Genomic DNA, 25,112 nt, shown 5'->3' on the forward strand with positions numbered 1-25,112 from the left:
GGCGCTGGCCGATCCGGTGTTCACCAGCCCTGCCCCCGCCGTACCGGATCTGCGGCTGGTCGCCGCCAATGCGCCAGCGCTGGCGCGCGCCTTTCTGGATCTGCACAGCGCCTACCGTCAAACCCATGAACGGCTGGCGTCCCTGGACGAGGCTTTGGGTCGCGAAGATGCCCGCCTGCGTCCCAGCCCCTGGGAAGAGGTGCGGGATTTTTTCCATTATTGTGACAATTACATCGATGCCGTGGACCGTAGTGCCGAACGGCTGGCCGAACAGACAGCCCCCGGCGAAACCATCGCGCAGGCGGCGATCCGCAATCTGACAGCGCGGGGGATCAGCGTTGTCTATGCCACCTGCGATCATCTGCGCCATTTCGACCCGGCAGGGAATGTGCTGACCCTCTCAGCCACGGCCAGCCCCGCGACGCAGACCTTTCAGCTTTTGTTGCAGCTGGCTCTGATCACCCGGGCCAAGTTGCTTGACGCGACGCTGGATCTGGCGCGGTTCCAGTCCGAGGAGGCGCGCAGCATCGCCAAGGTCGGCCTTGCCAATTATTTTGCCGGTGCCGTGCTGATGCCGTACCGCGCCTTTCTGCAAGCTGCCAAGGACAGCCGTCACGATCTTGAATTGCTGGCAGCCCAATTCGGCGCCTCGCTGGAACAGGTGGCGCATCGCCTGTCCACGCTACAGCGGCCCGGCGAAAAGGGGATTCCATTCTTCTTTGTCCGCGTCGATCAGGCGGGCACGATCACCAAACGCCATTCCGCCACGACCCTGCAATTCGCGCGTTTCGGCGGTGCCTGCCCGCTTTGGAACGTGCATCAGGCGTTTGAATTGCCGGGGCAGTTTCTGCGCCAACTGGCCGAAACCCCCGATGGCGCACGGTATTTCTGTCTGGCGCGGGATGTGAGCAAATCAGGCGGGTCCTATCATGCGCCGACCCGCCGCTATGCCATCGGGTTGGGCTGTGAGGTGCGCCATGCCGCAGCCATCGTCTATGCCGATCACATGAATATCGCGGCCAGTGATGCCTATGCGCCGATCGGGATTTCCTGCCGGATCTGCGAGCGGCGCAATTGTCATCAACGCTCGGTCCCGCCGTTGGAACGGCATCTGCGGGTCGATCCGAACAGTCGCGGGCTTCTGCCCTATCAGCTTGAATAGCGTCAAAGGGTTTTGATGCCCTTGGGGGGATTGCCAAGCGGGTGGTTGCCGTGAACTATCGCGGCAAAGGGGAGGATCTGCATGGAATTGTCAGGCAGCCGCGTGATTGCGGCAGATATCGATACGGTCTGGGCGCATCTGAACGATGCGGACACATTGCGCGCCTGTATTCCGGGCTGCGAGGAATTGACCGGGTCCCCCGAGGATGGATTTGCCGCGACGGTCAAACAGAAGGTCGGCCCAGTGTCGGCCACATTCAAGGGTGAGGTCACGCTGGAAAATGTCGTGCCGGGCCAAAGTTATACTATCGTCGGCGAAGGCAAGGGCGGTGTGGCCGGTTTTGCCAAGGGCAGTGCCGATGTCGCGCTTGCGACAGTCGAAGGCGGCACGGAGCTGACTTATAATGCGACCGCCAAGGTGGGCGGCAAGCTGGCGCAACTGGGCAACCGGATCATTGGCGGCTTTGCCAAAAGAATGGCGGATCAGTTCTTTGAGCGGTTTCAGGACAGGGTCGAGGGCGAAGAGACCTAGTTCCGGGCCGCGCGCCAGCCTGCGGCCTCTGCCTCGGTGGTGGAACAGAACCAGCGTTCGCCTTGCGCGGTGTTGATCACCGTGCGGTCATAATCGCGGTTGCCGGGACGGTGGTAGATGCGCCCGTTGCTGGAAATATTGCCCTTGATGTTGCAAGCCGGATCGGGGGCAGCGGGGGCTGTATTACTGGCGGCGCGATAGGCTTCCGGTTCTTGAATCACCGCGGCCCAAAGCCCGCGCCCGGCGACGGCGGCAGCTTTTTCGTCCAAATCATAAAGGTCGGAATAACGACGATAAGCGATGGCCCAACCTGCGCCGACGATGACATGCCCCATGTCACGCCCTGCGACTTCGCAGGTGGCCACATGCCGCCCGTAGCGGTCGAACTCGCGGAAATTGCAACGGGCAGTCTGGCCCTCGAACTGTGCCTTGACCAGATCTTTGGCCCAGCGCCCGCAGTCGATCTGTTGGCCATTCACCACACAGGGCTGCCCGATTTCCGGCGCATCGATGCCGAATAGCCGCACCCGGTCGCCGCCGATATCAAAGGTATCGGCATCGATCACCCGGATCGTGCCGCTGGGGTTTGCAAAGGCGGGATTTGCAAAAGTAACGCAGAGCAAAGCAAGGATTTTCCACATGCGTCCGGCCTAAGGCCGGGCGCAGGGCGGATCAAGATAGTTTGTTAACGAAGATTAAGATTATCTCTGGCTGGTCTGCCAATCGGGGTGAATCCATGGCTGGTCATTGGCGGGGGCGAGCGGTTGACGTTGCAGGATATGATCCGCCGCCTTTTCGCCGGTCATGATCGAGGGCGCGTTCAGATTGCCATTGGTCACGCGCGGGAAAATGGAACTGTCGGCGACACGCAATCCATCCACTCCGATCACCCTTGTCTGCGGATCAACCACCGCCGTCGGGTCATCCACAGCGCCCATCCTGCAGGTGCCGCAGGGGTGATAGGCGCTTTCGGCATGGTCGCGGATGAAATCATCAAGTTCGGCGTCCGTTTGCGCGGCCTCGCCCGGTTGGATCTCGTGGCCCCGAAATTCGTCAAAAGCGGGTTGTGCAAAAATCTCGCGCGTCAGCCGGATACAGGCGCGGAAATCGACCCAATCCTGCGGGTCGGACATATAGTTGAATTGGATGCGCGGGTTATCGTTCGGATCGGCCGACCGCAACGTGACCTGCCCGCGCGAGGCGGACCGCATCGGGCCGACATGGGCCTGAAAGCCGTGCCCTTCTGGCGCGGTCTTGCCGTCGTAGCTGACGGCGATGGGCAGGAAATGGAACTGGATATCAGGATAATCCACGCCTGCGCGGGACCGGATGAAGCCTGCACTTTCAAACTGGTTGGATGATCCCAGCCCGGTTTTCCACAACAGCCATTCCGCACCGATCCGGGCCTTGCCGCGCAGGTTCCAATAGGAAAACAGCGACACCGGTTTGGTTGCGGCCTGCTGGATGTAAAGCTCCAGATGATCCTGCAAGTTTTGGCCGACGCCGGGGCGGTCGGCCACGACCGGGATGCCATGTTCGGCCAGGTGGGCCGCGGGGCCGATGCCGGACAGCATCAACAGCTTGGGCGAATTCAGCGAAGAGGCGGCGATGATGACTTCTTTATTGGCGCGGATTACCTCGATCTTTTTGCCGCGCGACACCTCGACCCCGACAGCGCGACCGTCTTCGATGATCACGCGGCGTGCCAGCGCGCGGGTCAGCGTGCAATTGGGCCGTTTCAGCGCTGGCCGCAGATAGGCGCTGGCGGCGGACCAACGGTGGCCTTGGTAGATCGTGGAATCGAAGGGGCCGAAGCCTTCTTGTTGTTCACCATTATAGTCAGCCGTCAGCGGATAGCCTGCCTGCTTGCCCGCCTCCACAAAGGCGCGGGTCAGCGGGTTTTTGCGCGGGCCACGCGTGACATGCATCGGGCCATTGGTGCCGCGCCACGCAGGATCGCCGCCGTGGCCGCCGTCGTGCCAATTTTCCATGCGCTTGAAATAGGGCAACACATCGGCATAGCCCCAACCCTGCGCGCCACTGTCCGCCCAATGGTCAAAATCGCGCGCATGACCGCGCACATAGATCATGCCGTTGATCGAGGATGACCCACCGATGACCTTGCCGCGCGGCGTGACCAATTGCCGACCGCCCAAATGAGGTTCGGGGTCTGATTTCAGGCCCCAATCATACATTTTCATATTCATCGGATAGGACAGGGCGGCTGGCATCTGGATGAACGGGCCGCGATCGGACCCGCCATGTTCGATGATCAGCACCTGTTTGCCCGCTTCGGCCAGACGGTAAGCGATGGCGCAACCGGCAGAGCCTGCGCCGATGATGACATAATCCGCCTGCATCAATAGGGTGCCTCCAGCTTGTCCATGCGGACGTAGACGCTTTTGATCTGGCTGTAGTGATCAATCGCCGCCTTAGAGTTTTCACGTCCCACGCCCGACAGTTTGCTGCCGCCAAAGGGGGCCTCTACGGGTGCGTCGTTATAGGTGTTGATATAGCAGGTACCTGCCTCGAACCCTGCCGCCATGCGGTGTGCGCGGGTCAGATCGGCAGTGAACACGCCGGCAGACAACCCGTAGGGCGTGTCATTGGCGCGCCTTAACGCCTCCTCTTCGGTGTCGAAATCCAGCACGGACATGACAGGGCCAAAGATTTCTTCGCGCGCGATAGTCATGTCGTCGGTCACATCGGCAAAGACAGTTGGGGCGAGGAAGAAGCCGGGCAGATCGGGGCGGGTTCCGCCGGTGACCAGACGCGCGCCTTCTGCCTGCCCCTTGGCGATATAACCTTCGACGATGTCGCGCTGGCGTTCGGTGACCATTGGGCCGTAGTTGGTCGCAGGGTCCTGCGGATCGCCCATCACGACGCCTTGGAGTCGTTCGGTCAGGCGGGACAGAAATGCGTCCTTGATCCCCTTTTGCACGAACACCCGCGTGCCGTTGGAGCAGACCTGCCCGGAGGAATAGAAATTGCCGAGGATCGCGCCCGATACCGCCGATTCCAGATCGGCATCGTCGAAGATCACCAGCGGGGATTTTCCGCCTAGTTCCATCGTCACATGGCGCAGGCCTTCGGCAGCGGCGGCATAGACTTTGCGGCCTGTGGCGACTGATCCGGTGAGCGAGACTTTATCGACGCGGGGATCAGTGATCAGGGCAGCCCCGACATCGCCGTAACCCTGAATGACGTTATAGATGCCCGCTGGCGCGCCGGCCTCGATCAGGATTTCCGCGACTTTCAGCGCGCAAAGCGGTGTGGTTTCCGAGGGTTTGAACACCATCGCATTGCCGCAGGCGAGTGATGGCGCGCCTTTCCAGCAGGCGATCTGAGTGGGGTAATTCCACGCGCCAATGCCGACGCAGACGCCCAGAGGTTCGCGGCGGGTATAGACAAAATCATCGCCCAAGGGGATGTATTCGCCGGTGATGCTGGCGGCCAGTCCGCCGAAATACTCTAACGCATCCGCGCCTGATGTCGCGTCTGCGACGCTGGTTTCCTGATAGGGCTTGCCGGTGTCATAGCTTTCCAGCACCGACAATTCATGGTTGCGTTCCCGCATGATATCCGCCGCCCGGCGCAGCACGCGGCCCCGTTCTGTAGCGGTCCAGCCTGCCCATTCCTTTTGCGCGCGTTTTGCGGCATCCAAGGCCTGCGCGATGATCGCGGGGGTGGCGGCGTGCAGTGTCGCGACCACCTCGCCCGTGTAAGGATAGATGACGGGGATTTCAGCGCCGGCTTTGTCTTCGACATAGGCACCGTCGATGAAATGGCTGGCTGTGGGTTGGATATTCATGAGATTATGCCTCCGGCGGGCGTATTTCGGACAGGACGGGTGACCTTCCCCGCGGGGAAGGTTTTGGCTTTATTCCCCGCGGGGAAAACGTTGGTTTTCTTCAAGCACGTTAAGATCCATGTGATTGCGCATGTAGCGTTCGGACGCTTTTTGCAGCGGCTGATAATCCCAAGGGTAGTAATCGCCGTTACGCAAAGCCTCGTAGACGACCCAGCGGCAGGCCTGAGACTGGCGCACATCGGCGTCGAAACGGGCAAGGTCCCAGCGGGCCTCGGCCTGTCTGCTCAGGTCGGCAAGTGTGTCCTGATGGGCGGGGTCGCCAGCGAGGTTGGTCAATTCATGCGGATCGGTGTCGAGGTTGAACAACTGATCGGGGTCAAGCGTGCAGCGATTGAATTTCCACGGGCCGGACCGCAGGCTGATCAGCGGTGCCTGGCTGGCCTCGGCGGCATATTCCATCGCGACGGGGGTGGTGCGCGTACCGCCCTGCCCCAGATGCACAAGGCTTTCGCCGCTGGTCCAGGGCATCACCTCTGACATATCCACGCCCGCCAGATCGCACAAAGTGGGGGTCACGTCGATGGTGCTGACAGGGACGGTTTGCAACCCAGGTTCCATGGCGGGGCTGGCGATCATCAACGGCACGCGCGCGGAGCCTTCGTAGAAACACATCTTGAACCAAAGGCCGCGCTCGCCCAGCATGTCGCCGTGGTCAGAGACGAAGAGGATCGTGGCCTCTTGCCTGGTATTCTCCATCACCTGCAGGATTTCACCAATCTTCTCATCAAGATAGCTGATATTGGCGAAATAGGCGCGGCGTGACCGCTGGATATCCTCATCGGTGATGTTGAATTTGTCGCGGTCGTTGGCATCCATGATCCGCTGGCTGTGCGGGTCCTGCGCGGCGTAGTCAATCGGGCCGACCTGCGGCATCAGATGGTCGCAATCTTCGTACAGGTCCCAGTATTTCTTGCGCGTGACATAGGGGTCATGCGGATGGGTAAAGCTGACGGTCAGGCACCATGGCCGGTCGTCAGCCCCGCGCGCAAGATCATAGATCTTGCGGGTGGCGTGATAGGCGACCTCGTCATCATATTCCATCTGGTTGGAAATTTCGGCCACGCCTGCGCCCGTGACAGAGCCCATGTTGTGATACCACCAGTCGATCCGTTCGCCCGGTTTGCGATAGTCCGGGGTCCAGCCGAAATCGGCGGGGTAGATATCTGTGGTCAGTCGTTCCTCGAACCCGTGCATCTGATCGGGGCCGACAAAATGCATCTTGCCCGACAGGCAGGTCTGATAGCCCGCGCGCCGCAAATGGTGCGCATAGGTCGGGATGGAGGAGGTGAATTCAGCGGCATTGTCATAGACACCATTCCGCGAAGGAAGTTGGCCGGACATGAACGCCGCCCGCCCCGGCGCGCAAAGCGGGGACGCGGTATAGCTGTTGGCAAAGCGGGTGGATTTGGCAGCCAAGGCTTTGAGATTGGGCGCATGCAGCCAGTCGGCGGGACCATCGGGAAACAGGGTGCCGTTCAACTGGTCCACCATGATAATGAGGATATTGGGTTTGGTCATGTCGTCCCGCCTTTCAATTCCATCGCCAGCAATGCCAGCACCTGATCATTCGCGCGCCCTTGTCCGGCGCTGTCGCGCGCCAGCCCCTGGCGCAGGTATATTCCGTCGATCAATGCCGCGATCCGCACCGCCGCATCCGGCGCGCGCGCGCCGATCAGCAGGCGCAATTCATGCATCAGATTGCTGTGCAACCGGCGCTGATAGACCCGCAGCAGGCGGTGGGCCTCTTGCGATCTTTGCGCCAGCACGTAGAAATTCAGCCAGGCGGCAATCACCTCTGGCTGGAAATTGCCAGAGGAGAAACCGGCATGAATCACCGCCTCGATTCGGGACTGCGGGTCTTTGGCTGCACGCAGGGCGTGCCCGACTTCCTGCCCGTAAACCCGCAGGATGTGCCGCATGGCCGCGAGAAAGATCTGGTCCTTCCCGCCAAAGTAATGATGCGCCAACGCCGAAGACATGCCCGCGCGTTTCGCAATCGCGCTGACCGTCACATCAAGGTTGCCCGCAGCCCCGATTTCGTCAATCGTGGCCTGTAGTAATGCGGCGCGACGGATGGGCTCCATTCCGACTTTGGGCATGATTTCCTCTTTCGGGTTGCAACCGACACCTAAATTGTTCTTTATTGACTCGTCAATCAAGAAAAAACCTCAGGGGGATCTGACCATGAAATTTACCACAAGCCTGTCCGCGCTCGCGATCTTTGCCGCCATGCCTGCCTTTGCCGAATGTGACAGCATCACGTTTTCCGACGTCGGCTGGACCGATATCACCGCCACCACAGCCGCCACGACCGTGGTGCTGGACGCGCTGGGATATGAGACAGAGACACGCATCCTGTCGGTGCCGGTGACCTATATCTCATTGGCCGAGGGCGACATCGACGTATTCCTTGGCAATTGGATGCCCACGATGGAGGCCGACATCGCCCCCTACCGCGAGGCTGGCACCGTCGATACCGTCCGCACCAATCTGGAAGGTGCCAAATACACGCTGGCGGTGAACCGGGCGGCGGCGGATCTGGGGATCGACAGCTTTGAGGATATCGCCGCACATGCCGATGCGCTGGATAACCGCATCTATGGGATCGAACCGGGCAATGACGGCAACCGTCTGATCCTTGACATGATCGAGGCGGATGCGTTCGGGCTGACCGGTTTCGAGGTGCTGGAAAGTTCAGAACAAGGCATGCTGGCGCAGGTGGACCGCGCGTCGAGCCGCGACGAACCCATCGTGTTCCTTGGCTGGGAACCGCACCCGATGAACGCCAATTTCGATATGGAATATCTGGAAGGCGGCGATGATTGGTTCGGCCCCGATCTGGGCGGTGCGACCGTCGCGACCAATACGCGCGCGGGCTATGTTGAAGAATGCCCCAATGTCGGGCAGTTCCTGCAGAATCTTGCATTCACGCTGGAAATGGAAAACGAGATCATGGGCGCGATCCTGAATGACGGCACCGATCCGGCCGAGGCCGCGACCGCATGGTTGAGCGAAAACCCCGATGTGCTGCCCGCTTGGCTGGACGGTGTGACCGCGCGCGACGGTGGTGATGCGATGGAAGCCGTGAACGCGGCGCTGGGCCTGTAATCTGACCGGGTCGGGCCTGCGGGCCTGACCCACCAAGCCGAAGGATTGGCGTGTGAACTGGCTGACCGACAATAAGATCCCCATCGGGCCATGGGCGAAAAGAACGTTCGACTGGCTGAACGCCAATCTGGGGTTCGTTTTCGACCGGATTTCCGACGCGATGGAATGGCTGATCGGCGCGACGCTGTGGGCGCTGGCAACACCGCATCCCTTCGCGTTGATTGCGGTTTTCGCGGGGCTGACCTTTGCGATCCAGCGCAACTGGAAGACAGCCCTGTTCATCGTGCTGGGGTTCATGTTCATCCTCAACCAAGGCTATTGGCGCGAAACCATGCAATCGCTGACGCTGGTGCTATCGGCCTGTGTCGTGTGCATGGGTGTGGGCGTGCCGGTCGGGATTGCCGCCGCGCATCGCCCGCGGCTTTACCGCGCGATGGTGCCTGTGCTGGATCTGATGCAGACGCTGCCGACCTTCGTCTATCTGATCCCGGCCATCGTGTTTTTCGGCATCGGCATGGTGCCGGGGCTGATCGCCACGGTGATCTTTGTTTTGCCCGCGCCGATCCGGCTGACCTATCTGGGGGTTTCGTCCACCCCCACCGCATTGCTGGAAGCAGCGCAAGCCTTTGGCGCGACCAAGCGACAGATCCTGTTCAAGGTCGAACTGCCTTCGGCGGCACCGCAGATCATGGCGGGGCTGAACCAGACGATCATGTTGTCGCTGTCGATGGTGGTGATCGCGGCACTGGTCGGTGCCAGCGGGCTGGGCGTGCCGGTGATCCGGGCGCTGAATACGGTGAATACATCACTGGGGTTTGAAAGCGGTTTCGTCATCGTCGTGGTGGCGATCATGCTGGACCGGATGCTGCGGGTGACACGCAAATGAATGCTGTTGAATTCGACAATGTCAGCATCGTGTTTGGCTCGCGCCCACAGGACGCCCTGCCCCTAATGGACGAAGGCCTGGATCGGGCCGAGATCATGAACCGCACCGATCAGGTGCTGGGCGTGCATGATTGTTCGCTCACCGTGGCACAGGGCGAAATCCTTGTGCTCATGGGCCTGTCAGGGTCGGGCAAATCCACCCTGCTGCGCGCGGTCAACGGGCTGAACACGGTCGCGCGCGGCAATGTCCGGGTGCACGATGGCGACCACAGCTATGATGTCACCACCTGCGGCGCGCAGGATTTGCGGCGGTTGCGGCAGAAATCCGTGTCCATGGTGTTCCAGCAGTTCGGCCTGCTGCCGTGGCGCACGGTGCGCGATAATGTCGGGCTGGGGCTGGAACTGGCGGGGCTGGACAAGGCAAAACTCCAGACCCGCGTCGATCAGGAACTGGCGATGGTCGGCCTGTCGGAACGCGCCAATGCGCTGGTCGGCGAACTTTCCGGCGGGATGCAGCAGCGCGTCGGGCTGGCGCGCGCCTTTGCCACCGATGCGCCGATCCTGCTGATGGACGAACCGTTCAGTGCGCTTGACCCGCTGATCCGCAGCAAGTTGCAGGATGAATTGCTTGATCTGCAAAAACAGCGCGGGCGCACGATCATTTTTGTCAGCCATGATCTGGACGAGGCGTTCAAGATCGGCAACCGGATCGCGATCATGGAAGGCGGGCGGATCGTGCAATGTGGCACGCCGCGCGATATCTATACCCATCCCGCCAACCCCTATGTCGCCGATTTCGTCGCGCATATGAACCCGCTTGGCGTGCTGACCGCGCGCGATGTGATGATCGCGGGCAGCGCAGAAGGCCCGGCCATCGACGTGAACACGCCCGTCCAGGCGATCCTGCAGCAGATCGGCGCACATTCCCTGCAAGTCACCGAAAACGGCCAACCCATCGGCCAGATCTCGCAAAGTTCGCTGATCACCCGGCTCGCGCCTGCACCTTCAGACTAGAATATTCCCGCCAGAGGCGCGCCTGAAGGCACGCCCTACACTTTGGTCTGCGGCGCGACCGGTGTCACCTGCCTGCGCGCGACAGCCTCGCGCCAGGTGATGAAACTGACCGAAGCCATGATCACCAGCCCGCCGATGACGACCCATCCATCCACCGCCTCGCCAAAGACCACAGCGCCAAGCAATACTGCCCAGACCAATTGCAGGAACGTGACGGGCTGGGTGACCGTCAGCGGGGCGGCGGCAAAGGCCAGCGTCATCGTGTAATGCCCCGCTGTGGCAAAACAGGCGACCAGAAACAGCCAGCCTACCTGCCCCAAGGTCGGCGTGACCCAGACCGCGTAAGCGAACGGGGCCAGACCGATGGTCACCATGATCGACAACATACCCACGACGACCGCTGCCGACACCTCGCCCGACAATTGCTTGGCCAGCAGATAGCCCACCGCGAACATCACTGCGGTGCCCAGCATGGCGATATGCCCCGGCTCGACCGCGCGCATGCCGGGGCGCAGGATGATCGCCGCGCCGATCAATGCGATCACAACGGCGGCCAGTCGGCGCGGTGGCAGTTTTTCACCCAGAAACACCGCCGCCCCGATCGAGACATAGACCGGTGAGAGGTAATTCATCGCCGTCACTTCCGCGATGGGGATCTGCGTCATGGCAAAGAACCACAAAAGCACGGCAAATGTATGCACCACGCCCCTGATCCCGAACATCTTCATCTGGCGGCGTGTCAGATGTGCCGCCATGATCGGACGGATCATCGGGATCAGAAACACCAGCCCCAAGGCATAGCGCAGGAACGCCGCCTGCGCGGCGGGCACATCGTCGCCCACGTATTTTACGATGGCGGTCACGGCGACGAACATCGCGCCGGTCACGACCATCCATAATACGCCCGCCACGGGGCGGGCTGTCTGCACATTCATCATCCCCTTTGGCTGCCACCAAAATCCGGCAATGACCAGCGGCATTTTCGCTCTGGCACCGGGCGCGATCCGCGCTTACCAAGGGAGGATGAAAATTCTGTTCCTTGGCGATGTCATGGGCCGGTCAGGCCGGGCCGCAATCACAAATCACCTGCCCCGCCTGCGCACCGAATGGCGGTTGGATTTCGTCGTCGTGAACGGCGAAAACGCCACGTCGGGCCTGGGTCTGTCCGCCCCGCATGCCAAACTGCTGTTCGAGGCGGGGGCCGATGTCGTGACGCTGGGCGATCACGCCTTCGATCAGAAGGACATGCTGGCCTATGCCGCGTCCGAACCACGGATCATCCGCCCGCTGAATTTTTCCAAAGCCGCCCCCGGCGTCGGTGCGCGCGTGTTCAACGCCACCAACGGGCGCAAGGTGCTGGTCGCACAGGTGCTGGGTCAGGTGTTCATGAAGCGGCCCTTTGATGACCCGTTTTCCGCCATTGACGGCGTGCTGCGGCAATACCCGATGGGCGGGCAGATCGCGGCGAGCCTTGTCGACATGCATTGCGAAGCCACGTCCGAGAAGATGGCGATGGGCCATTTCTGTGACGGGCGCGCCAGCATCGTCGTGGGCACCCATACCCATGTGCCGACGGCGGATGCGATGATCCTTGGCGGTGGCACGGCCTATCTGACCGATGCGGGCATGTGCGGCGATTACAATTCCGTCATCGGCATGGACAAGGTCGAACCGCTGCGCCGGTTCATCACCGGCATGCCCAAGGATCGGTTCACCCCCGCCGCCGCCGATGCCACGCTGTCGGGGCTTTATGTGGAAACGGATGACCGCACCGGCAAGGCCACCCGTGTGGTGATGGTGCGCCAGGGCGGCAGACTGGCCGCCAGCGGCCCTGCATGAGCCGCGAACACGGCACGTTGACGCTGGCACTGGTCGCGCTTGGCGCGGGCTGGGGTTTGACGCAGCCATTGACGAAAATCACCGTGACGGCGGGATATGAGCCCTTTGGCATCATCTTCTGGCAGATGCTGATCGGCACCCTGTTGCTGGGCGCGTGGCGCTGGCGCAGTCTGGGGCATTTGCCGGTGACGGCGAAAACCTGCGCCTTCTGGCTGCTGATCGCGTTTCTGGGCACGCTTATTCCCAATTCCGCCAGCTATCGCGCGGCCTTTACCCTGCCTGCGGGGGTGATGTCGATCGTGATTTCGACGATCCCGCTGATCGCCTTTCCGATCGCGCTGGCGCTGGGGAATGATCATTTTTCGTGGCGGCGGATGGCGGGGCTGGCGCTGGGGCTGGCGGGTGTCGCCCTGATCGCGCTGCCGGAGGCGAGCCTTCCCGAACGCGCGATGGTGGCGTTCCTGCCTTTGGCGCTGATCGCGCCGCTGTGCTATGCGCTGGAAGCCAATATCGTTGCCAAATGGGGCACTGCGGGGCTGGACCCGGTGCAGGTGCTGTTCGGTGCTTCGGCCATCGGGACGCTGATCGCGCTGCCGCTGGCGCTGGGCAGTGGACAGTTCCGCGTACCTGCGGCGCCGTTCATTCTGGCGGATGTCACCATGGTGCTGGGGGCGGTCATTCATGTGCTGGTCTATACCGGCTATGTGTGGCTCGTCGGGCGTGGGGGTGCGGTTTTTGCCGGACAGGTCAGCTATTTGGTGACGGGTTTCGGGGTGTTATGGGCTATGTTGTTGTTGCGTGAACATTACAGTCTGTGGGTCTGGGCGGCTTTGGTCGCCATGGCCATCGGCCTGACACTGGTACGTCCAAGGGTTGCGCAAGCACCGATCAAAGCAAAGAAGCCCGCACATGAATGACTTGTTCACCCTGACGCAACCGCAAGAGGCCTGGCTGACGCTGGCCGTTGTCGTGGGCATGTTCGTGCTGTTTCTGCGCGAAACCTTCCCGACCGAAGTCGTCGCCATGACCGGCGTGTCGATCCTGCTGATCACGGGTGTGCTGCCCTATCAGGCGGCGGTGCAGGCCTTTTCCAACCCCGCGCCCTGGACGATTGCAGCGATGTTCATCATCGTCGGCGCGCTGGTACGGACCGGCGCATTGGACGCGATGACACGGCTGGCGGAACGGCAGGCCAAGGTCAGCCCCGCGCGTGCCATCGGGGGCGGGTTGCTGTTCGTCGCCTTTGCCAGCGCGATCATGAACAACACACCGCTGGTGGTGGTGATGATCCCGGTCTTTATCCAGCTTTCACGTTCGCTGGGCGTTTCCGCATCCAAACTGCTGATTCCGTTGAGTTATGCCGCGATTGTTGGTGGCACTCTCACGCTGATCGGCACCTCGACCAATCTGTTGGTGGACGGTGTGGCGCGGGCTTCGGGGATGGCGCCGTTCGGGATTCTTGAAATCATGCCGGTGGGTCTGGTCGTCGTTGCCTGGACCTTTATCTATATGTATTTCGCGGGGCCTAGGCTGCTGCCCGACCGGCAAAGCATGGCGACGATGCTGTCGGACCGGTCCAAGAAGAAGTTCTTTTCCGAGGCGGTGATCCCCTCTGACAGCAACCTGATCGGACGCGAAGTCACCGGGGTACAATTGTTCAAACGTGACGGAGTGCGGTTGATTGACGTGGTGCGTGGGGATATGTCGCTGCGCCGCGATCTGACGAATGTCGTGTTGCAGATCGGCGACCGGGTGATCCTGCGCACGGAAATGACAGAACTTCTGTCCCTGCAGGCCACCAAGGAATTGCGCCGGGTGGATCAGGTGTCGGCGGTGGAGACCACCACGGTCGAGGTGCTGATCACTCCCAATTGCAAGATGGCTGACCGGCGGTTGGGGTCCTTGCGGCTGCGGCGGCGTTATGCGGTCTATCCGCTGGCGGTGCACCGGCGCGACAGCAACATCAGCCAGCAGATCGATGATATGGTGGTGCGGGTCGGTGACACATTGCTGCTGGAAGGTGCGCCGGGCGATATCCAGCGGCTGGCCGAGGATATGAACCTTGGCGATGTCTCTGCGCCATCGCAGCGCGCCTATCGCCGGGGCCATGCCCCTGTCGCCATTATCGTGCTGCTGGCCATCGTCGGGCTGGCGGCGCTGAATGTGGCCCCGATCCTGATGCTGGCCATGATCGGCGTGACCGTCGTTCTGACGACAGGTTGCATCGACGCGGACGAGGCGTTTTCCTTTATCGAAGGCCGTTTGCTGGCGCTGATTTTCGCCATGCTCGGGGTCGGATCGGCGCTGGAATCCTCGGGCGCGGTCGAGATGATCGCGACCGCCGCATCACCCTATATGATGGCATTGCCACCTTTCCTGATCGTGCTGGCGGTCTATTCACTGGCCAGCACATTGACCGAAATGGTATCCAACAATGCCGTGGCGGTGGTGATGACGCCGATCGCAATCGGGCTAGCGGTCGCACTTGGCGTCGACCCACGCCCCTTGGTCGTGGCGGTGATGATCGCGGCCAGTGCGAGCTTCGCCACCCCCATCGGCTATCAGACCAATACGCTGGTGTTCGGGCCGGGCGGGTATAAGTTCACCGATTTCCTGCGCTTTGGAATCCCGCTGAATGTGACGCTGGCGCCTATCGTATCCTTCGTGATCCCGATGATCTGGCCTTTGTGACCGGGGCCTTGCCCCTGCCCCAACAGGTGTCTTATAGAGGCGCAGATTTATTCCAAAATGACAGGGGTTTCCGATGGCGGGCCATTCCAAATGGGCGAATATCCAGCACCGCAAGGGCCGGCAGGACAAGCTGCGCTCCAAGCTGTTTTCCAAGCTCGCCAAGGAAATCACCGTGGCCGCCAAGATGGGCGACCCTGACCCCGACAAGAACCCCCGCCTGCGGCTGGCCGTGAAAGAGGCGAAATCGAGTTCCGTCCCCAAGGATGTGATCGACCGCGCGATCAAGAAATCGCAAGGCGGCGATGCCGAGAATTACGACGAAATCCGCTACGAAGGTTACGGCCCCGGCGGCATTGCCGTCATCGTCGAGGCGATGACCGACAACCGCAACCGCACCGCATCGACCGTGCGGTCCACCTTTACCAAAAGCGGCGGCAATCTGGGGGAAACCGGATCGGTCGCCTTCATGTTCGACCGCAAGGGCGAGATTGTTTATCCTGCCTCTGTCGCCGACGCTGACACGGTGATGATGGCCGCAATCGAAGCGGGTGCCGAAGATGTGCAAAGCGACGAGGATAACCACGTCATTTATTGCGCCGATACCGATCTGGCCGAAGTGTCGGGTGCGCTGGAACCGGCCTTGGGCGAATCGATGTCGACCAAGCTGATCTGGAAGCCCAACATGACCACCGAGGTCGATCTGGACGGGCTGACCAAGCTGATGAAACTGCTGGATACGCTGGAAGATGACGACGACGTGCAGCGCGTGACGGCGAATTTCGAAGCGTCGGACGAGGTGATGGCGGCGTTTTCGGAAAGCTGAAAGACTTCGGCGGATGGGATCAGGGCGTGATCACGCCCTTTTCCGTGACGATCAGGTCAAGCGGTTGGTCGGTGATTTCCAGCGGAAGCGCGGGATCTTCCTGCGCCGCATAGGCGAAGCCGATGGCCATGACCGGGCCACGCGCGCGCAGCTTTTCCAGTGTCCGGTCATAAAATCCCCCGCCATAACCCAACCGCCCGCCGCTGCGGCTGAAGGCCACCAGCGGCACGATCAGGATCTGCGGGATCATCGGTTCGCCTATGGCCGGGATCTGCGTGCCAAAAGTGCCGGGGATCAGCGCGCCATCTGGGTCCCACATACGAAACTGCAACGGCGTCGCCTTGGCGATGATCACCGGCACGCCGACGGGGCCGTGGGCCGCTGCCTCTGCCATGGCGGGTGTCGGATCGATTTCGCTGCGCATCGGTAGATAGCCCGCCAAGGGTACGCCGCGATAGCCGGCGAGGACTTCGCTGAGGTAGCCCGCTGTCGCCGCACCGGCGACATGGGCTGCGGCGCGGCGCGCAAGGGCGGCGGTGCGTGCGGCGGATTTGTCGATCACAGCAGGATCAGGGTCGCTAAGCCGAGGAAGGCGAAAAAGCCCATCACATCGGTCGTCGTCGTCACAAAGGTCCCCGAAGCCAGCGCTGGGTCAAAACCGAACCTTTCCAGAAAGACCGGCACCAAAGTACCCGCCAGACCCGCGAGGATCATGTTGATCAGCATTGCCATACCAATCACGACACCAAGCATCATCGACCCGAACCACAGATAGCCGATCACCGCCATCACCAGCGCGAAAACAACGCCGTTGATCAGGCCGACCAGACCTTCACGCCGCACGACGCGCCATTGGTTGGCCGGGGTCAGATCGCGCGTGGCCAGCGCGCGCACCGCCACGGTCAGCGACTGCGTACCGGCATTGCCACCCATGGAGGCGACAATCGGCATCAGCACGGCCAGAGCGACCAGTCCGGCGATCGATTCCTCGAACAGGGAAATCACGAAGGCCGCGAAATTGGCGGTAACAAGGTTGACCGCCAACCAAGGCAGACGCTGTTTGCTGGTGGTAAAGACTTTGTCCGACAGGCTGCCTTCACCGACACCGGCAAGGCGCAGCAAATCTTCTTCGGCTTCTTCTTCAAGAAAGGCCATCGCATCGTCGATGGTGATCACGCCGACGACGCGGTCGTCGTCATCCACAACGGGGGCGGTGATCAGATGGTAGTGGTTGATCGCCTGCGCGACCTCTTCCACGCCTTGGGTGACGTGGAAGGTGCGGAATGTTTCCTCGGTCAGGTCGCGCAGCGGCGTGGCGCGCGGATGGCTGAGGATGCGGCCAAGCGTGACATAACCCGTGGCCTTGAGCCGGGGATCGACCAGAATGATGTGATAGAACTGATCGGGCAGCACGACGTCGGAGCGCAGGAAATCAATCGCCTCGCCCACATTCCAGTGTTCGGGCGCGCGCACCAGTTCCGATTGCATGTGCCGGCCAGCGGATTCTTCGGGGTAGGACAGCGCCTGTTCCACCACGATCCGATCGCTGGCGTCGAGCGCGTCCAGCACCACGCCCTGCTGATCCTGATCCAGATACTCGACCAGATCGACGACATCATCGCTGTCCAGATCCCGCAAGGCATCGGCCAGTTCGTCCGGTGCCAGCTGGCCGATGATTTCTTCGCGCAGGTTTTCGTCAAGCTCGGACAGGATATCGCCGTCGATCCCGCCTTTCCACAGGGTCAGCAGGTCGCGCCGTTCCTTGCGGTCGATCTGTTCGATCAGATGCGCGATATCGGCGGGGTGCAAAGGGTCAAGCAGCGCATCAACGGCAGCGGCATCCGCGTTTTCGACGGCCTCACGCACCTCGACCACCAGCCTGTCGGTAATGCCGAAAGCTTCATCCTCATGGTCGTCGTCATGTTCGGCCATCGCGCACCTCCGTTTTTCGGGCAGCATAGACAAAGCGGCCATACTGACAACGCCAATCCATGATTTACGCCGGCTTTTGCGCAGCCTATACCAGCGATATGACAAAACACTTACTTCTTGGCCAGACGCTTGGTTTTTCTGGAAATCCACTGATCGGCGATTGGGCCGATGCGGTACAGTTCAACAGCGCGGGCGGCGTGCTGATTGACGGCGGCATGGTTGTGGCAACAGGTGACGGGCCTGCGCTGCGCGCCGCGCATCCGGATGCGCAGGTGGTGGATTATGGTGCAAAGCTGATCAGCTCGGGCTTTGTCGATGCCCATATGCATTACCCCCAGACCGGCATCATCGCGAGCTGGGGCAAACAGCTGATCGACTGGTTGAACACGTATACATTTCCCGAAGAGGCGCGGCTGGCCGACCCCGCCTATGCCGCCGAAGTGGCTACCCGGACGGTTGAACTGGCCGTTGCGCATGGCACCACGACGCTGACCAGCTATTGCACGATCCATCCGTGTAGCGTCGATGCGTTTTTCACCGCCGCCGCCGCGCGCGATATGGCTGTGGTCGCGGGCAAGACCTGCATGGACCGCAATGCGCCCGATAACCTGCGCGATACCGCGCAAAGCGCCTATGACGACAGCAAGGCGCTGATTGCGCGCTGGCATGGCAAGGGCCGCGCGACTTATGCCATCACGCCACGGTTTTCGCCGACCTCGACGCCCGATCAACTGACAGCCCTTGGCGCGCTTTGGGCGGAGCATCCGGATTGCCTGATGCAGACGCATCTGAGCGAACAATTGCCCGAAATCGCCTGGGTCCGGGACCTGTTCCCCGACGCGCGCGACTATCTGGATACTTATGAGGCATTTGGCCTGCTGGGCGCGCGCGGCATCTATGGCCATGCGATCCATCTGGAACCGCGCGAGATTGCGCGGCTGGCAGAGGTCGGTGCCGCCGTGGTGCATTGCCCGACGTCCAACGCCTTTATCGGGTCGGGGTTGTTCGATTTGATGGGTCTGGCGCGCGCCGGGCTGAGTATCGGGCTGGCCACTGATACCGGCGGCGGATCGTCGTTTTCGATGCTGCGCACGATGGCGGCAGCCTATGAAATCGGGCAATTGCGCGGTGTCGCGCTGCATCCGGCGCAATTGCTGTGGCTGGCAACCGAAGGATCAGCCGCCAGCCTGCATATGGCGGGGCAGATCGGCCATCTGGGCGCGGGCGCTGCAGCGGATATCACGGTTCTGGATCTGGGATCGACACCCGCCATTGCGCAGCGGTCGGGCCGTGCGAATGATATCTGGGACGCGTTGTTCCCCACGATCATGATGGGCGATGACCGGGCGATTGCAGATGTCTGGATTGCGGGGGTGCGGCAGGCGCGCTGATCAGTCCCCGTAATAGGCGGCAAAACCATCACGCACGGTGGTGAACCACAAACCGCTGTCACGGATGTTTTTCAGGCCTGCATTCAGTGCTTCGATCACCTGTTCTGCCTTCGGGTTGGATTTATCGACATAGACCGACATCAGTTTGACCATTGTCAGGGTGGGGTTTGAAGCCACGGCATCACCTAGCCGCAGTCGGCCTGCGATGTCATCGGCCTGCACGATCTCAAGCGAAATGGCTTGAATGTCGCCCGCCATCAGCGCGCTAAAGCAGTCGTCGGGGTTAGCAGGGCGGAAATAGGTGACGACCGGTTCAACCAGCCCCCCCGCCGCCAATGGCGCATCGACGTAGCCTTCGGGCAGGCAGATAGATGTGCCGTGGAAATCATCGTAGTCCGACGTTGCTGCCAGCGGGCTATCGGACCGCGTGATCAGGCCGTTCACGATTTCATAGAACGGGTCCGAGAAAAGCAGGGTTTCACACCGCGCGCTGGTTGTCGGGGTCAACGTTTCAGGTTTGTCGCATTCCGGCTTGAGCCATGGAAAAGACCCGTCGAACGCATGGGCCGGCAGCAATGCTTCCAGATGCGCATCCCAATCGTTCACAAAGGTAATCGATGTTTCATAGCGCGGCTCCATCGTGTCCATCGCAGCGCGCACAAGCTGGGTGTAAATCCCGCCACCGGGCATGTCTTCCTGGGTGAAAGGTGGATAATCGGTGCCGGTCACAAGACGGATCTGTACCGGGCCGTCTGCGCCGACTTCGGGCACGGGTGTTGTCGCGCTGGCTTGCACTGTGCCGCTGCCGGGCAGGCTGCCGTCGGCACATGGCAGTTTCAGATCCATACCAACCAAAATTGCGTTGGGATTGCTGCCGATCACGGTCCGGTTTGCATCCCAAAGGGCTTGATAGCTGATGCTGCCATAGGCTGTCCGTGCGATCCCGCTCAGAGAATCACCGCGCTGCACAGTGTAGACTGAACAGGCTTCCTGCGCCTGCGCGGCGGCGGTCCCCACCAACAGCAAAGCCCCGGCGATCGTCATTTTTGTCGGTATCATATTACTTCCTTGTTTTTCAAAACGCGAAATACTTATGGAATGCTCTTACGCGCACGCAGCCGCCATATAATCGCAGGCTGTTGAAAGAAGATGACGAAAGTGCGACCGAAACCCGCCGGTTGCATGTCATTGCCGCAAATACGGCCAAGAGCCGCAAGAACATCCTCGAAGTTGTGTGCCGCGCTTCTTAAAGCGCCTTGCGTTTGATCTGAATAGAAGTGGGATTTCCAAGGGTCTTTGTCGCCGACGAAATCCACCGGTCAGCCTTGGCACATCTGCATGGCGAATTCGCGCATATCTGCGAATGCGGAATCTTCAAATAGTCGTCATTGCGCGCATAGGGGGAAAGGCCGGTTCTGTCCCCCATAACCACCCCGTGCCAGCCCCGCTTAAAATGCCTGCCCCGCTCAGCACCCGTCCGCGAGGTTCAGCACCCAGATATCGCCCGACTGGCCCAGGCCGAAGCTGCGATAGCGTGGCCCCATCATATTGGTAAGATGCCCCGGTGATGCGGTCCAGCCGGCCAACACCTCTGCCTCTGACCTTTGGCCATAGGCGATGTTTTCCGACATCGCCCCGGGTTGGCAGCCGGTCGAACGGATCCGCGCGGACATGTTATTGCCCAATGGGCCGCCCGGAGATTGATGCGAAAAATAACCCGCCTGCGCCATATGATCGGCATGGCCCTGCGCGGCGCGGGTCAGCCGTGCATCCTCGCCCAACGGGCCCAGCCCCTGCGCGCGGCGCATGTCGTTCAGCGCGCCGCCGAAACCGGCTGTCGCGACCGTCGCGGGCACATCGCGCGAGACGCTTTGCTGCGGGATCGGGATGACGGCAACACAAGCCGAGAGAATCGCAAACGACAACATAACGAGGGGATTTTTCATGAGATTCGCAATCTTTTGGGTTGTTGGCCAAGCGCAGCACAACCAGAGCATGACAGGAATCCCAAGACGATCATAGCCCCGTCTCACCCGGGTTGCAGCAGTTCCAGTGCCGCGGCATGGACCTGCCGGTTCGCGGCGGCCAGCACCTGCCCGCCTTCATGCACAGGCCCGCCCGACCAGTCGGTGACGATGCCGCCTGCCGCTTTAATCACGGCGATCGGGGCCTGTACGTCATAGGCGTTCAGCCCCGCCTCGATCACCAGATCGACCTGCCCTGCAGCCAGCAGGGCATAGCCATAGCAATCCATCCCGTAACGCGTCAACCGGACTTGCTGCGCCACCGCCTCAAACGCCTGTCGTTCCGTCGGGGTGCCGATTTCGGGGAAGGTGGACAGCAGGATCGCCTGATCCAAAGGGCGCGCCGCGCGCGTGGCCAATGGTGCGATGCCCATCGGCCCGGTGAGGCTGGCCTGCCCGAAACCGCCCGCGAAACGCTCGCCGATATAGGGCTGGTCAATGATGCCGTAAACCGGGCCATCCGCATCGCCGACGGCGATCAGCACGCCCCATGTCGGTGTGCCGCTGATATAGCCGCGGGTGCCGTCAATCGGGTCCAGCACCCAGGTCAGGCCACTGGTGCCGCTGGAATGGCCGTATTCTTCGCCAAAGATCGCGTCATCGGGGCGTTCTTGCGCCAGCAGATCGCGCATCGCCCGTTCGGCGGCACGGTCGGCAATGGTGACAGGATCGAAATGCGCCGCCGCCTTGTTGTCGGCGATCAGCGATGCGGTGCGGAAATGCGCCAGCGTGACCGGGCGCGCCGCATCCGCCAAAAGGTGGGCCACGCGGATCAGACCTGCCTGCGTTTCGTGATCCATATGCCTGCCATCCCTGCTGCGCTGCTTTACCCGTTCCGGTAACGCAGCGCAGTTCGGCAGGTCAAGCGCCGTTTAGGCGGCTTCGCTCAGCACGCGGGCCAGATCGAAGAGGCGACGACGCTGATTTTCCGGAATTGCATAGTAAGAGCGTAGCAACTCCAGCGCTTCCTTGTCGGTCAGGATATCGCCCGGCATATCGGTCGCGTTTGATTCCACCACAGGCTGCGCATCATAGCCTTCAAAAAAGAACGCGACCGGCACGCCCAATACATTGGCGATATCCCAAAGCCGCGACGCGCTGACCCGGTTCATGCCGGTTTCATATTTCTGGATCTGCTGGAATTTGATGCCAACGTTCTCTGCAAGTTGTTGCTGCGTGGTTCCTTTCATCCAGCGGCGGTGCCGGATACGCTTGCCCACATAGACATCGACAGGATGTTTCATAACGTTTTTCCCCAATAGAAAATGGCGCGGCAAATCCTGCCTTGCCGAAAAATGTGGCCTTGTAACGAAATAATTATCGCCCGTCATACCACGCATGGATTGGCAATGACGTGATTTCATCATAACACGCAAGGGTTGCAGCCCCAGTGCTAACCTTAAGGACAGGTTCGCGGCAGCAGTTTTTCGCCAAACGCATAATTACTGTCCGGTCAACATTGTACCACCCACGTGATATGCAGTGTCAGATTGGTGATTCAAGGAGTGCCGATGCGCGCCTATCAGGTTTTGTCGTTCGCGAGCCCGCCCGCCCTGCGGGACGTGCCCGTCCCACAACCCGCGCCGGGCGAGGTTTTGCTGGATATCGCGGCCTGCGGTCTGAACTTTGCCGATCTTCTGATGGCGAAAGGGTCCTATCAGGATACGCCTGTCCCACCTTTCACCCTCGGGATGGAGGTGTGCGGCACCGTGATCGCGCAGGGTGACGGCGTGACCACCCCCGCTATCGGCACCCGCGTCGCGGTCTTTGGCGGTCAGGGTGGCATGGCAGACAAGGGCGTGTTTCCTGCTGCCCTCTGCCGCCCCGTCCCTGACGCGATGTCGTCACAGGTCGCCGCCAGTTTCATGGTCGCCTACGGCACGTCGCATCTGGCGCTGACGCGTCGCGCGCATCTGACGCAGGGCGAGACCCTTCTGGTGCTGGGGGCCGCAGGTGGCGTCGGCCTGACAGCGGTGGAAATCGGCAAGGTAATGGGCGCGCGGGTCATCGCCGTGGCACGCGGCGCGGAAAAGCTGGCCGTGGCGCAGGCCGCCGGTGCGGATCATGTGATCGACAGCGAAACCCAGGATATCAAGGCCAGCGTCAAGGCACTGGGCGGCGCGGATGTCGTCTATGACCCGGTGGGGGGCGATGCATTCAAAGCCGCGCTTGGGGCCTGCAAGCCAGAGGCGCGGGTGGTCGTGATCGGCTTTGCCAGCGGCGCTGTCCCGCAGGTGCCCGCCAATATCCTGCTGGTCAAGAATATCGACGTGATCGGGTTTTACTGGGGCGGCTATCTGAAATTCCGGCCTGATGCCTTGTCCGATAGTCTGGCCGAGTTGCTGGGCTGGCTGGCCGAGGGGCGGTTGCGCCCGCATATCAGCCATGTCCTGCCGCTGGACCACGCGGATGAGGCGTTGGCGCTGATGCGCAGCCGCGCCTCGACCGGGAAGGTGGTTATTGTGCCATGACCGGCGTGCGTTGGGTATAAAACCCATCGCGGATGAACCCGGCCAGATCGGCGATCACCGGGCTGCTGTCCAGATCGGCGTGATACAGATTGACATTGAAGGCGCGCAATTCCGGCAATGCCCCGCCATGGTTGATCCGTTCGAAATGGCGCGGCTCTGCCCCGGCCAGCATCGTATGGACCGCCAGATCAGCGCTGACAGAGGCTTCGATCGTGCGGCTTGAATGGCTTTCCACCGCCATTTCCCACGCGATCCCGGCCTCATCCAACCGGCGCTGCACGAATTTGCGGAAAATGCAGCGATGCTCGAACGCCAGCCGCAAGGGGCGTTGTTTCCAGACCTGTCCGCCCGGCGCCCCAAGCCAGACCAGCGGGATGGCAGTCAGGGTTTCGCCGCCCTGCCCCACGCTGTCTTCGGTCGTCAGGATCATGTCGAGCGCCCCGCGCCGGAAATCCTGCAGCAACTGGCTTGTGAAAGAAGAGCATAATTGCACCTGCATGCGCGGATAGGCGGCGGCAAAGCGGCGCAGGACGTCCGGGATCACCGGATAGATGATGTCATGCGGCACGCCCAGCGTGACCTGGCCTTCATAGGCGACGGATGTCAGTTTGCCGTAGATCTCATCGTTCAGAATCAGCATCCGCCGCGCATAGGACAGCAGATGTTCACCCTGCGATGTCAGCGCGATCGTGCGCGACGACCGGTCCAGCAATTGGGTATCCAGCGATTCTTCGAGACGTTTCAACTGCATCGAGACGGCCGATTGAGTCAGGTGCAACAGCCCCGCCGCCTTGGTTACCCCGCCGGTATCGGCCACCGCAACAAAAGACCGCAAGGCGGTCAGATCCAGATTTCGCGCCATATCAATATTCCTGATGCTTCATTCGTCAAACATTCATTTTCATTATGCAGTGTCGTTGCGTTAACATCAAGCACAGACATACGAACCACGCCACACATCACGAAAGACGATATAATGACCAGCACAACACGAACATGCGCCCTTCCCGCCGCACGCCCGTCGCTTTGGCGCCGGGTGATGCAATTCATCGGTCTGGCCCGCCAGCGCCGCGACCTGCGCGATCTGGAACCGCATCTGCTCGACGATATTGGTGTCACCCGCCAGGATGCCCTGCGCGAGGCAGAGAAACCGCTGTGGGACGTGCCGCGCCATTGGCGCAGGTAACGCGCAGATAACAGCGGCGCGACATTCCGGCGCAAAGCGTCAGAAATACCCCGGACAGGCCCTTAAAGCCTTGAATCTCTGGGCCAGCCTGCCAATATACACCCCAAGGATGCCGAATGGTGGCGCCACTGTCTATAACTGGAGGAAAACATGGCTCAATACGAGACAATTCGCACGGCCGGTG

The 25,112-nt window shown here is 61.3% G+C and carries 26 protein-coding genes; 12 read left to right on the forward strand and 14 right to left on the reverse strand.

Annotated features, from left to right (window positions below; translation table 11 throughout):
- Both ACK4TM_RS10305 and ACK4TM_RS10310 read left to right on the forward strand, forming a co-directional pair.
- Positions 1-1,162: short-chain fatty acyl-CoA regulator family protein (locus ACK4TM_RS10305; protein WP_409700732.1), on the forward strand; the 1,162-nt coding region annotated here is incomplete at its 5' end.
- Positions 1,163-1,243: 81 nt separating this feature from the next.
- On the forward strand, positions 1,244-1,693 hold the full coding sequence (locus ACK4TM_RS10310) for a CoxG family protein (RefSeq protein WP_409700735.1): 450 nt from the start codon (positions 1,244-1,246) through the stop codon (positions 1,691-1,693).
- On the opposite strand, the gene ACK4TM_RS10315 is transcribed toward ACK4TM_RS10310, so the two are convergent.
- The 5 genes from ACK4TM_RS10315 to betI form a co-directional block, all read right to left on the reverse strand.
- On the reverse strand, positions 1,690-2,334 hold the full coding sequence (locus ACK4TM_RS10315) for a thermonuclease family protein (RefSeq protein ID WP_409700738.1): 645 nt from the start codon (positions 2,332-2,334) through the stop codon (positions 1,690-1,692). The two genes, ACK4TM_RS10310 and ACK4TM_RS10315, sit on opposite strands and share 4 nt — an antisense overlap.
- Before the next feature lie 60 nt (positions 2,335-2,394).
- A complete protein-coding gene (betA, locus tag ACK4TM_RS10320) occupies positions 2,395-4,053 on the reverse strand; it encodes a choline dehydrogenase (RefSeq protein WP_409700741.1) in 1,659 nt (552 codons plus the stop codon).
- A complete protein-coding gene (gene betB / locus ACK4TM_RS10325; RefSeq protein WP_409700744.1) occupies positions 4,053-5,504 on the reverse strand; it encodes a betaine-aldehyde dehydrogenase in 1,452 nt (483 codons plus the stop codon). The genes betA and betB overlap by 1 nt, the downstream gene beginning before the upstream one ends.
- A 69-nt stretch (positions 5,505-5,573) precedes the next feature.
- Entirely contained in the window at positions 5,574-7,082 is a 1,509-nt protein-coding gene (betC, locus tag ACK4TM_RS10330; RefSeq protein WP_409700747.1) for a choline-sulfatase, read from the reverse strand.
- Complete coding sequence (betI, locus tag ACK4TM_RS10335; RefSeq protein WP_409700750.1) at positions 7,079-7,663, reverse strand: choline-responsive transcriptional repressor BetI; 585 nt, start codon at positions 7,661-7,663, stop codon at positions 7,079-7,081. Before betI ends, betC begins: the two co-directional genes overlap by 4 nt.
- A gap of 85 nt (positions 7,664-7,748) precedes the next feature.
- On the opposite strand from betI, the gene ACK4TM_RS10340 reads away from it, so the two are divergent.
- The 3 genes from ACK4TM_RS10340 to choV are packed head-to-tail and all read left to right on the forward strand — an operon-like array spanning position 7,749 to position 10,571.
- Positions 7,749-8,672 (forward strand): choline ABC transporter substrate-binding protein, encoded by a 924-nt coding sequence (locus tag ACK4TM_RS10340; RefSeq protein WP_409700753.1) that lies wholly within the window; start codon positions 7,749-7,751, stop codon positions 8,670-8,672.
- 52 nt (positions 8,673-8,724) lie between these two features.
- On the forward strand, positions 8,725-9,558 hold the full coding sequence (gene choW, locus ACK4TM_RS10345) for a choline ABC transporter permease subunit (RefSeq protein WP_409700756.1): 834 nt from the start codon (positions 8,725-8,727) through the stop codon (positions 9,556-9,558).
- Positions 9,555-10,571: a choline ABC transporter ATP-binding protein gene (gene choV / locus ACK4TM_RS10350; protein WP_409700759.1), complete on the forward strand. Its 1,017-nt coding sequence runs from the start codon at positions 9,555-9,557 to the stop codon at positions 10,569-10,571. Before choW ends, choV begins: the two co-directional genes overlap by 4 nt.
- 35 nt (positions 10,572-10,606) lie before the next feature.
- Here the strand turns inward: choV and ACK4TM_RS10355 are convergent, their stop codons facing one another.
- Positions 10,607-11,509 (reverse strand): DMT family transporter, encoded by a 903-nt coding sequence (locus ACK4TM_RS10355; RefSeq protein WP_409700808.1) that lies wholly within the window; start codon positions 11,507-11,509, stop codon positions 10,607-10,609.
- Between the two features lie 85 nt (positions 11,510-11,594).
- On the opposite strand from ACK4TM_RS10355, the gene ACK4TM_RS10360 reads away from it, so the two are divergent.
- The 4 genes from ACK4TM_RS10360 (at position 11,595) to ACK4TM_RS10375 (ending at position 15,924) form a co-directional block, all read left to right on the forward strand.
- Positions 11,595-12,410, forward strand: a complete 816-nt coding sequence (locus ACK4TM_RS10360) for a TIGR00282 family metallophosphoesterase (protein WP_409700762.1) — start codon at positions 11,595-11,597, stop codon at positions 12,408-12,410.
- The gene (locus ACK4TM_RS10365) at positions 12,407-13,327 is read left to right on the forward strand and encodes a DMT family transporter (protein ID WP_409700765.1); all 921 of its coding nucleotides are present in this window, start codon (positions 12,407-12,409) and stop codon (positions 13,325-13,327) included. The genes ACK4TM_RS10360 and ACK4TM_RS10365 overlap by 4 nt, the downstream gene beginning before the upstream one ends.
- The gene (locus tag ACK4TM_RS10370) at positions 13,320-15,101 is read left to right on the forward strand and encodes an SLC13 family permease (RefSeq protein WP_409700768.1); all 1,782 of its coding nucleotides are present in this window, start codon (positions 13,320-13,322) and stop codon (positions 15,099-15,101) included. The genes ACK4TM_RS10365 and ACK4TM_RS10370 overlap by 8 nt, the downstream gene beginning before the upstream one ends.
- Positions 15,102-15,174: 73 nt before the next feature.
- Positions 15,175-15,924 carry a YebC/PmpR family DNA-binding transcriptional regulator gene (locus ACK4TM_RS10375; RefSeq protein ID WP_409700771.1) on the forward strand — a complete coding sequence of 250 codons (750 nt, stop codon included), beginning with the start codon at positions 15,175-15,177 and terminating at the stop codon, positions 15,922-15,924.
- A 19-nt stretch (positions 15,925-15,943) separates the two neighbouring features.
- On the opposite strand, the gene ACK4TM_RS10380 is transcribed toward ACK4TM_RS10375, so the two are convergent.
- Together ACK4TM_RS10380 and mgtE are read right to left on the reverse strand one after the other, a co-directional pair.
- The gene (locus tag ACK4TM_RS10380) at positions 15,944-16,486 is read right to left on the reverse strand and encodes a 5-formyltetrahydrofolate cyclo-ligase (RefSeq protein ID WP_409700774.1); all 543 of its coding nucleotides are present in this window, start codon (positions 16,484-16,486) and stop codon (positions 15,944-15,946) included.
- A complete protein-coding gene (gene mgtE / locus ACK4TM_RS10385; RefSeq protein ID WP_409700777.1) occupies positions 16,483-17,856 on the reverse strand; it encodes a magnesium transporter in 1,374 nt (457 codons plus the stop codon). Before mgtE ends, ACK4TM_RS10380 begins: the two co-directional genes overlap by 4 nt.
- 98 nt (positions 17,857-17,954) lie before the next feature.
- On the opposite strand from mgtE, the gene guaD reads away from it, so the two are divergent.
- The gene (guaD, locus tag ACK4TM_RS10390; RefSeq protein WP_409700780.1) at positions 17,955-19,247 is read left to right on the forward strand and encodes a guanine deaminase; all 1,293 of its coding nucleotides are present in this window, start codon (positions 17,955-17,957) and stop codon (positions 19,245-19,247) included.
- On the opposite strand, the gene ACK4TM_RS10395 is transcribed toward guaD, so the two are convergent.
- From ACK4TM_RS10395 to ACK4TM_RS10415, 5 genes are all read right to left on the reverse strand, one after another.
- The gene (locus ACK4TM_RS10395; protein ID WP_409700783.1) at positions 19,248-20,306 is read right to left on the reverse strand and encodes a LysM peptidoglycan-binding domain-containing protein; all 1,059 of its coding nucleotides are present in this window, start codon (positions 20,304-20,306) and stop codon (positions 19,248-19,250) included.
- A gap of 32 nt (positions 20,307-20,338) precedes the next feature.
- Entirely contained in the window at positions 20,339-20,563 is a 225-nt protein-coding gene (locus tag ACK4TM_RS10400) for a hypothetical protein (RefSeq protein WP_409700787.1), read from the reverse strand.
- A 150-nt stretch (positions 20,564-20,713) separates the two neighbouring features.
- Positions 20,714-21,193 carry a CAP domain-containing protein gene (locus ACK4TM_RS10405; RefSeq protein WP_409700790.1) on the reverse strand — a complete coding sequence of 160 codons (480 nt, stop codon included), beginning with the start codon at positions 21,191-21,193 and terminating at the stop codon, positions 20,714-20,716.
- Positions 21,194-21,276: 83 nt separating this feature from the next.
- A complete protein-coding gene (gene hisN / locus ACK4TM_RS10410) occupies positions 21,277-22,071 on the reverse strand; it encodes a histidinol-phosphatase (protein WP_409700793.1) in 795 nt (264 codons plus the stop codon).
- A gap of 72 nt (positions 22,072-22,143) precedes the next feature.
- Entirely contained in the window at positions 22,144-22,515 is a 372-nt protein-coding gene (locus ACK4TM_RS10415; protein WP_409700796.1) for a helix-turn-helix domain-containing protein, read from the reverse strand.
- Positions 22,516-22,782: 267 nt separating this feature from the next.
- Here ACK4TM_RS10415 and ACK4TM_RS10420 point away from each other — a divergent pair, with 267 nt between their 5' ends.
- Positions 22,783-23,742 (forward strand): NADPH:quinone oxidoreductase family protein, encoded by a 960-nt coding sequence (locus tag ACK4TM_RS10420; protein WP_409700799.1) that lies wholly within the window; start codon positions 22,783-22,785, stop codon positions 23,740-23,742.
- On the opposite strand, the gene ACK4TM_RS10425 is transcribed toward ACK4TM_RS10420, so the two are convergent.
- Positions 23,729-24,604 (reverse strand): LysR family transcriptional regulator, encoded by an 876-nt coding sequence (locus ACK4TM_RS10425; protein WP_409700802.1) that lies wholly within the window; start codon positions 24,602-24,604, stop codon positions 23,729-23,731. The two genes, ACK4TM_RS10420 and ACK4TM_RS10425, sit on opposite strands and share 14 nt — an antisense overlap.
- Before the next feature lie 114 nt (positions 24,605-24,718).
- Here ACK4TM_RS10425 and ACK4TM_RS10430 point away from each other — a divergent pair, with 114 nt between their 5' ends.
- On the forward strand, positions 24,719-24,928 hold the full coding sequence (locus ACK4TM_RS10430) for a DUF1127 domain-containing protein (RefSeq protein ID WP_409700805.1): 210 nt from the start codon (positions 24,719-24,721) through the stop codon (positions 24,926-24,928).
- The last annotated feature ends 184 nt before the right edge of the window (positions 24,929-25,112 follow it).

It is taken from the genome of Yoonia sp. (genome assembly GCF_046292185.1).
Classification (GTDB): Bacteria; Pseudomonadota; Alphaproteobacteria; order Rhodobacterales; family Rhodobacteraceae; genus Yoonia.